Origin of the sequence: Nostoc sp. CHAB 5715, from assembly GCF_020829685.1 — a bacterium.
Taxonomy (GTDB): domain Bacteria; phylum Cyanobacteriota; class Cyanobacteriia; order Cyanobacteriales; family Nostocaceae; genus Nostoc.
The window spans coordinates 1-12,223 of sequence record NZ_JAIVFR010000082.1; the positions used below are offsets into that span (position 1 = coordinate 1).

General features: G+C 42.7%; 10 protein-coding genes and 1 pseudogene. 7 read left to right on the forward strand and 4 right to left on the reverse strand.

Features of this window, described 5'->3' with window-relative positions:
* Together LC574_RS06875 and LC574_RS06880 are read left to right on the forward strand one after the other, a co-directional pair.
* Nucleotides 1–1,040 (forward strand): Nramp family divalent metal transporter (locus LC574_RS06875; RefSeq protein ID WP_229452298.1); only part of this gene is annotated, 1,040 nt, incomplete at its 5' end.
* An 86-nt stretch (nt 1,041–1,126) separates the two neighbouring features.
* On the forward strand, nt 1,127–1,810 hold the full coding sequence (locus tag LC574_RS06880; RefSeq protein WP_229452305.1) for a tetratricopeptide repeat protein: 684 nt from the start codon (nt 1,127–1,129) through the stop codon (nt 1,808–1,810).
* Nucleotides 1,811–2,004: 194 nt separating this feature from the next.
* Here the strand turns inward: LC574_RS06880 and LC574_RS06885 are convergent, their stop codons facing one another.
* A complete protein-coding gene (locus LC574_RS06885) occupies nt 2,005–2,220 on the reverse strand; it encodes a hypothetical protein (protein WP_229452307.1) in 216 nt (71 codons plus the stop codon).
* 687 nt (nt 2,221–2,907) lie between these two features.
* Between LC574_RS06885 and LC574_RS06890 the strand changes: the two genes are divergently transcribed.
* The 3 genes from LC574_RS06890 to LC574_RS06900 all read left to right on the forward strand — a co-directional run bounded on the left by LC574_RS06890 (nt 2,908) and on the right by LC574_RS06900 (nt 7,835).
* A complete protein-coding gene (locus LC574_RS06890; protein ID WP_229452309.1) occupies nt 2,908–6,027 on the forward strand; it encodes an efflux RND transporter permease subunit in 3,120 nt (1,039 codons plus the stop codon).
* Between the two features lie 246 nt (nt 6,028–6,273).
* Nucleotides 6,274–6,819, forward strand: coding sequence for a hypothetical protein (locus LC574_RS06895; RefSeq protein WP_229452311.1), 546 nt, complete (start codon nt 6,274–6,276; stop codon nt 6,817–6,819).
* Between the two features lie 197 nt (nt 6,820–7,016).
* Nucleotides 7,017–7,835, forward strand: a complete 819-nt coding sequence (locus LC574_RS06900) for a cation diffusion facilitator family transporter (protein WP_229452313.1) — start codon at nt 7,017–7,019, stop codon at nt 7,833–7,835.
* A 6-nt stretch (nt 7,836–7,841) separates the two neighbouring features.
* Here LC574_RS06900 and iscB read toward each other — a convergent pair whose 3' ends face one another.
* Entirely contained in the window at nt 7,842–9,182 is a 1,341-nt protein-coding gene (gene iscB, locus LC574_RS06905; protein ID WP_229452314.1) for an RNA-guided endonuclease IscB, read from the reverse strand.
* 244 nt (nt 9,183–9,426) lie between these two features.
* Between iscB and LC574_RS06910 the strand changes: the two are divergent.
* Nucleotides 9,427–9,591, forward strand: a pseudogene (locus LC574_RS06910) (cation transporter); the annotation flags it as partial.
* Between the two features lie 119 nt (nt 9,592–9,710).
* On the opposite strand, the gene LC574_RS06915 reads toward LC574_RS06910, so the two are convergent.
* Nucleotides 9,711–10,637: a transporter gene (locus LC574_RS06915; RefSeq protein ID WP_229452315.1), complete on the reverse strand. Its 927-nt coding sequence runs from the start codon at nt 10,635–10,637 to the stop codon at nt 9,711–9,713.
* A gap of 39 nt (nt 10,638–10,676) precedes the next feature.
* On the opposite strand from LC574_RS06915, the gene LC574_RS06920 reads away from it, so the two are divergent.
* The gene (locus LC574_RS06920; protein ID WP_229452316.1) at nt 10,677–11,453 is read left to right on the forward strand and encodes a peptidoglycan-binding protein; all 777 of its coding nucleotides are present in this window, start codon (nt 10,677–10,679) and stop codon (nt 11,451–11,453) included.
* 98 nt (nt 11,454–11,551) lie between these two features.
* Here the strand turns inward: LC574_RS06920 and LC574_RS06925 are convergent, their stop codons facing one another.
* Nucleotides 11,552–11,746, reverse strand: coding sequence for a hypothetical protein (locus tag LC574_RS06925; RefSeq protein ID WP_229452318.1), 195 nt, complete (start codon nt 11,744–11,746; stop codon nt 11,552–11,554).
* Nucleotides 11,747–12,223: the final 477 nt, after the last annotated feature.

Genomic DNA, 12,223 nt, shown 5'->3' on the forward strand with positions numbered 1-12,223 from the left:
GTCGAAACTATTTCAGTTCAAGGGTAAGCTTTTGTTTGTGGGTACTGTGTGAGATTGCTATTGCAGCTTGTGACTTGGCAGAACTACTAGGAAGTGCGATCGCCCTGCAACTTTTATTCGGTATTCCCTTGATATGGGGTGTGTGCATCACTGCGCTGGATGTCCTAATATTGCTATTCCTGCAACATAAAGGCTTTCGCTATACAGAAGCCTTGGTAATAATGCTGGTAGCAACCGTAGGCTTCTGTTTCACAGCAGAAATTCTCTTCTCTCGACCTAATATGGGAGGGATTTTATTGGGATATCTGCCCAAGAAAGAAATTTTACAAAATCCAGAAATGCTCTACATTGCGATTGGCATTTTAGGCGCAACAGTAATGCCTCACAACTTATATTTACACTCCTCTATTGTGCAAACCCGTGATTGGCAACCTAATACTGAAAAAAGATGGGAAGCAATTAAGTTTGGCACAATTGATTCAACTTTTGCTCTATCGTTAGCACTGTTTATCAACTCAGCAATTTTAATTGTATCTGCCGCCACATTTCATTTTTCTGGTAATCAGAATGTGGCAGAAATTCAAGAAGCTTACAAACTGCTTTCACCATTGTTAGGTGTTAGTGCTGCTAGTGCCATCTTTGGGATTGCCTTACTTGCTTCTGGGCAAAGTTCGACACTAACTGCAACTCTAGCTGGGCAGATTGTGATGGAAGGCTTTTTACAATTTCGCCTTCCATCCTGGTTACGGCGTTTAGTTACCCGTCTGCTTGCTATCATTCCAGCGTTGATTACAATTATTATCTTTGGGGAACATAGCACAAGCAGCCTCATAGTTCTTAGTCAAGTTATCCTTAGTTTGCAGTTACCCTTTGCAGTAATTCCATTGGTGATGTTTACGAGTAACCGTCGCTTAATGGGAGAATTTGTGAATCCTTTGTGGCTCAAATCTCTAGCTTGGCTGGTCGCTATTGTTATCGTCGGGCTAAATGTTTGGTTGCTATTACAAAGTACTTTGGTTTGGCTGGGTTTAAATCTCTAAATCTGTTTAAACCGCTTAGGATAGATCTAGTGGAGAACAATCCCGTGCCTCTGTCTTGATATATCTATCAAGGAGAAAATCAAGCCATGAAATATATTCGCAAAGCTGTTACTATACTAGGAATAACAACTAGCGTACTGAGTGGAATACCTGTTGCTGTCCATGCTGCACAGGAAGCACCAACACGCATCCAACAGATGAATTTTCAGGAATACCATAACCAGGGAGTGCAAAAGCTTGAGCAAGGCAACTTCAACGGTGCAATAGAGGATTTTAGTCGGGTAGTACAATTAAATCCCCGATACTACGAAGGTTTTTGCCTCAGAGGTTTAGCAAAGTCTCAATTAAAAGACTTTAAAGCAGCCGTTATCGACTTTGATCAAGCACTACGACTCAACCCCAACCATACAGATGCTTACAACGGTCGGGGAACTGCTCATGCGGAACTAGGAAGCATTGAAGCGGCTATTACGGACTTTAACCAGGTACTTAGAATTGATCCGAAGTCTGTAGATGGTTACTACAATAGGGGCTTTTTGAATTATAGACAGGGAAATCACAAACTGGCGATCGCAGATTTTACCCAAGCACTACAAATCAACCCTAACTTAGCTGATGCCTACGGCAACCGAGGACTTTCTGAATATGCTTTAGGCGATCGCAAAAATGCCATTAATGATTTAGAGCAAGCTGCAAGTCTGTTTCAACGGCAAGGAGATACTCTTCGGTATCAGCAAACACAAGCTCTCCTTCAGCAGATTCAGCCCTAAGTAATTCAAATAATTGTCAAACCCAACTTTTCAACAAACCTTACGGAATAGTTGGGTTATTCAATTTTGTTATCGAACTGTTGAGGAAACGATAAGCTGCTTTAGCTCAATTTTTCCAGTTATTACTGCCATTTTGTGATTGAAAGACAATCATCTTCTGCATATTGCTGTGATCATTCCCTGCATATTATTAATTATGGGTGACCAATAACGGGGTGGGCTAACCCAGACAAAAACCCTTCAAAGAAATTAGACGGTATTTTACCACTAATGGCATGATGTGCTAAAGCTGGATGAGCAGCACTTAAAAGCCCTATGCAAGTTAAGAAGGCAATTCCTAAGTAAAACTTTGTTGAAGTTACCGTTGATGATTTTTGTTTGTAGTTATCAACAAGCTGGATTTTTGACACTGTGTATCTCCCAATACTAGAGTTTCAATAGATCAATAAACATCCCGACTCAGCAACCAAAGTGTGATAGTCGTTTAACATTAAAGTCTCACTGTTAACGCTCGTAACTAACTCTTCCAGACCCGATGTAGCATTCAGACAATATCGGATTGTGTACAGTTGCACTGAGTATATTGGTAATAAATTAATATTTTTTAACTACTTTATGCAAGTTTTCAACTCTCTTAACCACCCTTCAAAAAGATCCTTTTTGGGAATATGATATGGGGCAAAGATAGAGAGAATAGGTTAAAAACTATGCCCAATATATATCGCAACGTTCTCCAGTAACGGCTAACTGAGATAAGTTAACAATTTGGAAGGTTAAGGACTCAAAACACCCCGAAAACCTGTTTCTCTGTAGAAAAAAGCGTCAGGCATAGGCTTTAAAGCCCTTGCTCCATAAGGCTTCCAAAATTACCTTCTAAATCGTGATTACAATCTTCTGCTGGATTCCCATTGGAATTACCAATTGCGAATTGGATTGACTGTTGATGGTTTAGTAACAATTGCTAACCTGAAACTTCCACCTGTTGTCCCTAAAAATTTCATCTCAATTTCATCTTCATTTGGGAGAGTAGGTAAAGTACTTGATCTTTAAACTTACTTAGCTGCACAGCAAGCAGACATCCCTTAACGCGTTTAAAAATGCTTAATTCTATTGTTAAATGGTCGATCGCTCAACGCTGGCTAGTAGTTATTGCTTCCATCCTCATATCTGTTTGGGGCTTTCGTGTCCTCACACAAATGCCACTGGACGTGTTTCCCAGCTTTTCTCCGCCTCAAGTCGAAATTCAGACCGAAGCCCCTGGTTTAGCGCCAGAGGAAGTGGAGTCGCTGGTGACTCGTCCTATAGAAAGTACAATAAACGGAACTCCTGGACTTGAAGCTTTACGCTCTTCCTCTGCTGTAGGTCTTTCTGCTGTAAGAGCCACCTTCAGTTGGGATACGGACATTTATCGCGCCCGCCAAGCGGTGACGGAGCGGTTGCAACAAGCACGCAGTCAGCTACCGCAAGGCGTGGAAGACCCAGAAATTCTTCCCGTCAGTTCCGCTTTAGGATGGACTGTTAAATATGCCTTCACTTCTGAAACCACGCCTTTAATGGATGTATGGCGTATTGTCAACTGGCAAGTGAAAAACCGCCTTCTGGCTGTCCGTGGTGTCAGTGATATCATCATATATGGTGGGGATGAGCGTCAGTATCAAGTACTGGTTAACCCAGATAAACTAAAAGCGTTTAATGTTACTCTCGATGATGTCACCAAAGCCGCCGCTGCCGCCAACGCTAATGCACCAGGAGGATTTTTAATTACTCCAGACCAAGAAACATTGGTTAGAGGTGTGGGGCGGATTGAGTCTATCGAACAGCTAAAGAAATCAGTAATTAAAGCCCAAAATGGCACTCCAGTATTGTTAGAACAGGTTGCTGATGTACAAATTGGCGCAGCACTCAAACGTGGTGACGGTAGTTTTGCTGGAAAAAAGGCAATTATTCTGACAGTTAACAAGCAACCAACTGCGGATACACCGTCAGTCACGAAAGCAGTTGAGACGGCAATAGAGGAAATTAAAGCCGGTCTGCCAAAGGATGTCAAAATTACAACTACCTTTCGTCAAGAAGATTTTATTGAAGCCTCGCTCAAAAACGTTGAAGAAGCTTTGCGTGATGGCACTATCATCGTTTCCGTCATCCTGATTCTGTTCTTAATGAATTGGCGCACAGTCATCATTAGTTTGAGCGCTCTACCCGTGTCCTTATTACTGGGGATGATGATTCTCAACTGGACGGGACAAGGCATAAACACTATGACTTTGGGCGGACTAGTGGTAGCTATTGGTTCGGTAGTGGATGACGCAATCGTTGATATGGAAAACGTCTACCGCCGTCTGCGGGAAAACCAACTCGCTGGAAATCCCATCCCACCATTGCAAGTAGTCTTCAATGGTTCGGTGGAAGTGCGCGTTAGTGTTCTGTTTGCCACAATTATTATTGCCGTCGTCTTTGCACCGATTTTCGCCCTCTCTGGTGTGGAAGGCCGGATTTTTACACCGATGGGTTTAGCGTATCTACTATCAATTGCTGCTTCTACCTTGGTAGCGTTGACATTAACCCCAGCAATGTGCGCCCTACTGCTGGTGAATACAAGATTGCCAAGTACAGAAACCTGGTTAGAAAAACAAACGCATAAACTTTATAGTCCAGCTTTGAGGTTTTCTATTCGTCGCCCCAAAATTATTTTGATAACAGCGTTCGCTGGTTTTGTGGCTTCAATGGTAATTTTACTTGGTTTAGGGCAAGTTTTTTTACCAGAGTTTCAAGATCGTGCCCTCGTGGTTGCCGCCGTTCTCATGCCTGGTGAATCTCTAGAAGCTACTAATCAAACAGGGTTGGCGATAGAAGAAGCTTTGAAAAAAAATCCCGGAGTTGAAACCGCTCAATTCCGCTCTGGACGTGCTCAAGGAGATACTGAGATAGCTGGCGTTAACGCTGGGGAACTTGATGTGCAGCTGAGTGAGGAGGGAGCAAAAGATCGAGAAGAAACAATTGAAATGATTCGTGAAGAATTTGAGAAAATTCCCGGTGTAGTTCCTAACATCGGTGGTTTTATTTCTCACCGAATGGATGAGGTACTGTCGGGGGTAAGAAGTGCGATCGCCGTGAAAATCTTCGGTACCGAGTTGGAGCAACTTCGTACCATTGGTCAACAAGTGCAATCAGCTATAAGTGAGGTTTCGGGTTTAGCAGACTTGCAACTAGAACCGCAAGTACCAATGAAACAAGTGCAAATTAAGTTTGACCGGAATGCAGCTGCTCGTTATGGCCTAACGATTGGGGAATTATCAGAGACAGTAGAAACTGCACTCAATGGGCGAGTCGTTTCCCAAGTATTGGAACAGCAACAAACCTTTGACATGAATGTTTGGTTGCAAGAAAGCTACCGTAATAATATAGAAATCATCCGTAATTTATTAGTTGATACACCCAACGGACAAAAAATTCCCTTAGCTCAAGTTGCCAAAATTGAATACAGTACCGGCCCCAATACCATCAACCGCGAGAACGTCTCTCGTTACATAGTTGTATCTACCAACGTAGCTGGGCGAGATTTGGGTTCTGTAATTAAGGATATTCGAGACAGGGTTAAACAACAGGTACAATTACCACCTGGATATTTTATTGAATACGGCGGTCAATTTGAAGCCCAAGAGGGAGCAACAAAAACTTTACTTTGGGCTGGGGTATTAGCATTTGTAGCGATCGCAGTCATACTTTACTTTGCCGTCAAGTCAATTCCAGCAACCATCATGATTTTAATTAATTTACCCTTGGCGTTGATTGGTGGTGTGGTTTCCATCGCCTTGACTGGCGGCATTGTTTCCGTAGCTTCAATGGTAGGATTTATTACTCTATTTGGTGTAGCAGCACGAAACGGACTTTTGTTGGTTGAAAACTACAATGCAAGGTTGGCAGAAGGACAACCTTTACGGCAGGTTTTGATGGAAGGTTCGATGGAACGCTTAGTTGCTATTTTGATGACAGCGTTAGCATCGGCTCTAGGTATGGTGCCTTTGGTAATTGGTAGTGGAGCCGGAAAAGAAATTCTTCAGCCATTAGCTGTTGTGGTGTTAGGTGGTTTGTTTACCTCAACTGCTTTAACTCTGCTGGTGCTTCCGGCTTGCTATGTGCAATTTCGTAAGTTTCTGATTCCGAAAAAGACCACACCAATACAAAATATTGAAGTTACCCAAGGTTCAACTGTATGAGGTAAAAACCTCATATTTTCTGGAGCTGATAACGCCGTATCTTTACCTGCTCCTTGTTAACTGGTTTGTACCATTTCACTTTCAGGTTGCTACAAATAAGCAGCAAGGGAGCAGGCGGCAAAGGAGGAATGATTTGTAGCTGTAATGCGTGTAAATTGGTATTTAGGACTATTTTTCTATGTTTTTGCCAACTGTTCAGATACCAAATTGTGTTTCAATTACTAACAAGTGATGAGGAGTGAACCCATGAAATCATTAAAATTAGGTTTGGTTGCTTTTACAAGTATAGGATTACTTTTCTTGGGAGCTTGTAATGGCGGAAGCCAAGAAAATAATTCAAATAGTAACACGGAATCTACTACAAATACAGCAGCAAATACCTCAAAAACCGAAGCTACTAAATCAGGTGATTCATCCAAACAACATGATGAGAAAGACCATTCTCATAAAAACGATGAATCACAAGAAGGTAAAGAACATTCACACGGTGGTCAAGTTGTTGAATCAGGTCAATATCATTTAGAGTTAGTCACAGAAAAAGAAAATAAAGGAACTCATTTAGATTTTTATTTGAAAAAAGGCGAGAAGCATGAGGTAGTTTCTAATGCTCAAGTGACAGCTGCAATTCAACTACCAGATGGGAAACAAAAGTCGGTACCTCTTGCCTATAACGCTGATGGTAAACTCTACGAAGCAGAAGTATCAGAACAAGCAACTGGTCAATATCAGGTGAAAATTACTGCGGATGTCGGCGGTGAAAAGCTAAACGGTCGGTTTAATTTTAATCAATAGCAAGTTTGTCTTGCTTGCGGGACAGTTATGTTTCAAATGAGCTTATTTCATTATTTAACTACTGTCCCTAATTTTATAAAAAACAATAGTCTACTGCTTGTATGTTAATAGGCAAAGTTCAAAACTAGGATAATTCTTGTTATTAAGATAGAAGAAAGATATAGAAATCCTATTTTATTTTTTAAAAGCTGATAGTCATGTCTCACAATCATAGTCACGGACACGATCGCGGTGGCAGTAATTACAACCGCGCTTTTGTTATCAGTGTTGCCCTAAACACTGGTTTTGTCCTCATTGAGGCAACCTATGGCATTGTTGCTAACTCCCTTGCCTTGATTGCCGATGCGGGTCACAATTTGAGTGATGTTTTGGGTTTACTACTTGCTTGGGGCGCAAGCATCCTCGTCCGTCGTCGCCCGACATCACGTCGCACCTACGGGCTGCGTCGCACCTCAATTTTGGCTGCGCTTTTAAACGCCGCTTTTCTCCTAGTTGTTTCTGGCGGTATTGGCTGGGAAGCAATTCAACGGTTTCGTGAACCTGCTCCGGTAGCAGGAGGAATAGTAATTACAGTAGCAGCTATAGGAATTTTCATTAATACAGTAAGTGCTTTGATGTTCTTGTCGGGGCGTAAAAGTGACTTGAACATCAGAGGCGCATTCTTACATCTAGTTGCAGATGCTGCGGTATCTGTAGGGGTTGTACTGGCTGGTATTGCAATTATTGCTACAGGTTGGCTGTGGTTTGATCCAGCGGTGAGTTTGATTGTTACTGTGGTGATTGTAGCTGCCACTTGGGGACTTTTGCAGGAATCCTTGAATTTGATTACAGATGCTGTACCAGCAGGAATAGAACCTTTAGCTGTCCGTACTTATCTAACCGAACTCCCTGGCGTGGCTCAAGTTCATGACCTACATATTTGGGCAATGAGTACCACAGAAACAGCACTCACCAAACACCTCTCGCCGTGGAAGCCCCTGCTTTCAAGCATGGGGGCAAGGCGTAGGCGATTTTAATCGCCGTCAAAAAATCGCATAGGAATACCCATCCTTTTTATGAGTTGCTAAACAATATTTGTGGCTGATGCCCGATATTCTTCCCTTGCTTGTAGCGATATCGAAACTACCCGTAGCTCGACACAAAACCCGTCCAACATAAACGCCTACTTTCTTACCGCTAGTAACAACTGATTTGATAATGTCACCAGTTTGAAAACCAAAATGTATTTGTTTATTTGTGCGGTGACGACTCGGAAATCCAAACTTATCAGTTCCGCACATTTGACGAGTACCGTGACCCGATGCTGTAATCAACAATGGTTTGACACCTTTAATGTTGAGAATTGGTGTTGATGTTCCAACACAAGCAGCATCTAACCAGTGAGTTTTTTCGAGCCTTTGTTGACCCTCCGGGTTCGCCAGTCCCTCTTTGTTGGAGCAACAAGACCGGGCTAGCTCACTGCGATTAAACTTGGTTAAACCACCAGAACCTGTTTCTACTGGTAATCCAGTTGCTTTTAAAACGTTCAGTAATGCAAATCTAGTTGTATTTACGGCTGCTGCATCTGCCAATGGTCTTTTTGCTTGTTTCAAGATTTTCTCTAATTTTGAGGGGTCTTTTTTCAGAAAGTCTTTGATATCTTTAGTCCCCTTTTTGACATTACATTTTTCGCAACTTAGTGTCAGGTTTGCGATTGAGTTAGAGCCTCCTTTCGCTCTTGGGTGAATGTGTTCTATTTGTAAAGGAACGTCTTTAACGCCGCAGTAAGCACATTCCCTGTTCCACTTTTCAAGCAAGTACTCACGAGTCTCAAAGCCCTGTAGCGTACCCTGCTGATATTCGTTCCCTTGAATATCTGGATTCTGCATCAACTGCATATCAAAGCGTACTAGCTCTTGACTAATAGCCGTAATTGGTGCAAATCGGCGTAACTTCTCAACAAGCGTTTTAATATTATCAACTCGACTTTGTAAGCTCGGTGGTAGCCATCCTTGAGGACGGGTTCTATTCAGAAATCTCGGTTGCCTGTAACGAGTTTTCCTTGCTCGTCTACCACGCCTTAATTGCCGTCTAGAGGTTAAAGCGTCTCTGATTGCAAAACCTCTGTGTTTTAATTCTGCTGCAAATACAACCTCTCCAGTTGAATTGTTAACTAATGCAATTCCAGTTGTTTTTGCGCCAGGGTCAATCTTTAATCGTAGTGGTGATACTATTGAATCAAGACGCGACTCTTTCAAAATAATTGTGAAAGGAAAGCGTCTAAATACTGCTGCTTTTTTGTTCGTTAATAATTGTCGAGCCTGTGCAGAGTGAATTGGATATAGGGGTCTTTTTTCTGCATCTAAAACAAATACTTTGGACATAATGTTTTGCTCCTAAGAGCCTCCTTTCGGGTAAAGTTAGCTTTGATAATGTTAGAGGTCGGTACTATCCAAACAACACTGGCTTAACCCTTGTAGACCTGTTTAATCGTTCGGTTCTAGAGCGAGGGACTAGCTACGCATCCCCCGGTAGGACTTAAACTCTTGCCTCTAACGTAGCCAATGAAGGCTTAATCTGGTCAGATGTGGGACAATTTCTGTGCCCCCGCCTTTAGGCGTGGGGTTTCTGACTGTTCACCTTGTCATCCCAGCAGGTTATCCCGGTGATACTTTTTTAGCACGGGTAGTCGGTGAACTTCACGATAATTTCAGCATTGAACACCCAACCATTCAGGTGGAGACAGGCGATCCGAGTTACCAATGTCCTTTCGCTCCTGACAACCTAATTTAAGTCAATTGTTAGCTGACTTGAAAATACTACTTCGATGTTTATCGATATAGATACCATACCCCATGCCCATTTTTATCCGTTAATATTGTGCGCGATCGCCCAAAAGCTCCAGTAGGTATTCAGAAGCGCACAGCGAAGCCTACAAAAGGATTAAAATCATCTGCTGCCTGCGTTATCCCAATGTTGACACCCGCATCTAGCTGCAAATTCTCTGTCAGGAGGTATGTTACACCAGTATCAAAGGTGGCAACTAATTCTGAGCCACTCTCAGTAGTAATATCTGTGAATAGCTCGAAATAGGTACCCAGTCTATCTGTAGCTTGGTAGCCGAAGACAACGCTATTGACAAATCCCACATTATATCCGAGGTCAGCCTCATTTTTATTGAAGTTGAACTGGGTCTGCAAACCTACGTTCCATTTTTCAGATAACTCAATCGCCAAGGGAAAAGTAACGCCACCCTCAATCGAATTATTTCCTAGATTATCTTGATTGGTGGGCAATTTGATAAAAGATACCATACCAAAAGCAGTTGTGCCGCCATCATTGCCCCAAAAGTTGACTCTCACACCAACTGTAGTATCACCAAAGCCAGAATTCTTTTCTGTAGTACCATCTCTAAACTCGGTACGCACGTTGTTGTATGTTTGCGGGCTAATCTGAAGCTCAACGTTATTTAGCAAACCTACTCGAATGTTGGGAATGAAAGTTTGGAAGCCTTTGACATCTATGTCGTCTTGGTTATTAGTATCCCTGGTGTAGGTTACTAAATCCACCTCAATTTGGTAATGTCCGGCATCAACAGTATAAGGACTGTCAGTTTTGCTAGGACGACCTGAATTGAAATCTCGCATCAGTTCCCTGGGTGTAGGATTGAACAAGTTGTATTGGCTCTTGTCAGGTGGGGTATTTTCAGGTTGATTGGGCTGTTGAGTAACTGCCTCTGATATCTCCTGTTTGGCTGTGGGTAAGTAATATTGGCTCTTTTCAGGCACAGGAGATGGAGTATCAAGCCGGAGGTCGCTATCCTCAAAGTTGGTAGCCAAGGTGAACGCGTATCTGAACTTCAAGCAGCTCTGAAACTTTTGGGTTTTTATTCTGGTGCTGTAGATGGTACATATAGTGAGAATACGGCCAGTGCTGTTGCCCGGTTTAAACAAGCTGCTGGCTTAAATCCAGATGGCATTGTTGATGCCAGCACTTGGCAACGACTTTTCCCTAATCAACCAGTAGCAGCATCAACCGTTCGTTCATCACAGCCAAGATTTAACTCAGCTACGAATTTTCCTGTTCCAACCCAGGTTAGTAACCTCACCAACGTTGCAAATCCCAACCCTCCAAGACAAGCTGTAACACAAGTTCCGACTAACCCCGAACCAAGACTTACTACCCCAAGACAAGCTGTAACACAAGTTCCGACTAACCCCGAACCAAGACCTACTACCCCAAGACAAGCTGTAACACGAGTTGCGACTAGCCCTGAGCCAAGACCTGCTACTCCAAGAAAAACTACAACCTCAAGCACACAAAAAACGCCGAATCGTACTACATCAACTACTCGAACTCAGTCAACTACACGGACTAGGCAAACTACTCGAACTCAGCCAAACACAACTACTAAGCGAACCCCTGGTATTCAATACACCTCAGAAGGATTGCCAATTTTGCGTATAGGATTACGTGGTTCTGAAGTTGTGAAGTTGCAGCAACAACTGAAAAAGCTTGGGTTCTTGAAAGGCGATGCCGATGGAGACTTTGGCGAGACAACCCAAGCAGCCGTGAAAGCTGCACAAAAGCGCTATGGTTTAGAAGCTGACGGTGTAGTTGGTGGCTCTACCTGGGAGGTTCTTTTGCGGCGTTAGCCCCAACAGCGTTAGGCTGACACTAAAGTTGCCATCCACTATAGTGCAATTTTGGCAGTTCCCTTAATGACTTTGGAACTTGCTAGTGGTCTGTCCCATTAATTTTGAGGGGTTGGATAAATCTTTGAAAGCTTAACTCTTGCGTCTTCTGTACGAAAACGCCAATCTACACAAACTTTATTTTGATTGCGATCGCTCTCCCAAATCGATACCTCTGTTTCTAAAGTTTCAAGATCCGGAATTCTTCTTTGAAGACATTGACGAACGAGTACAGACAATTCAGATTCAACCATATTTAACCCAACGGGAAAGCCAGTTGCTTCAAGTCGGGGAACCGCAAGGGCGCACTGGCTCACCAACTACCATGTTTTGGTGTATGGTGAATCTCTAATTTTTTGGCAATTCGTCTGGCCTCGGCAGGTTCAAACACTTCATACAATGCACCGATTGTATGAGTATTTAAGTTATCCATTACCAATGGAATTACAAGAGCGTCCGCAAAGTGGATATGCTCTTTTAGCCAAGGTTTTAGCTCGTTTTTTTTAATATCCGACCAACTGTACTTTTGCTCAAGCTATCAACTATTTCAAGACTCACAAGTTTGTCTGCTAACATTCTTAAAGTCCAGCGTGCGCTAAGAGAAGGTGCATCCCACAAATCAGTTCAGAATTCGTATACCGAATGGAAGATGTGCTTGATTTATATGCTCAACCACCTGAGCAAAAACGCCCACTAGTATGCTTTGATGAAAGGTTATGCCAATTAATTGC

Excerpts from the sequence above, each read along its gene's own strand:
- LC574_RS06880 (WP_229452305.1), top strand. The coding sequence starts at position 1,127 with ATGAAATATATTCGCAAAGCTGTTACTATACTAGGAATAACAACTAGC.
- LC574_RS06890 (WP_229452309.1), top strand. The coding sequence starts at position 2,908 with ATGCTTAATTCTATTGTTAAATGGTCGATCGCTCAACGCTGGCTAGTA.
- iscB (WP_229452314.1), bottom strand. The coding sequence starts at position 9,182 with ATGTCCAAAGTATTTGTTTTAGATGCAGAAAAAAGACCCCTATATCCA.
- LC574_RS06895 (WP_229452311.1), top strand. The coding sequence starts at position 6,274 with ATGAAATCATTAAAATTAGGTTTGGTTGCTTTTACAAGTATAGGATTA.
- LC574_RS06925 (WP_229452318.1), bottom strand. The coding sequence starts at position 11,746 with ATGGTTGAATCTGAATTGTCTGTACTCGTTCGTCAATGTCTTCAAAGA.
- LC574_RS06900 (WP_229452313.1), top strand. The coding sequence starts at position 7,017 with ATGTCTCACAATCATAGTCACGGACACGATCGCGGTGGCAGTAATTAC.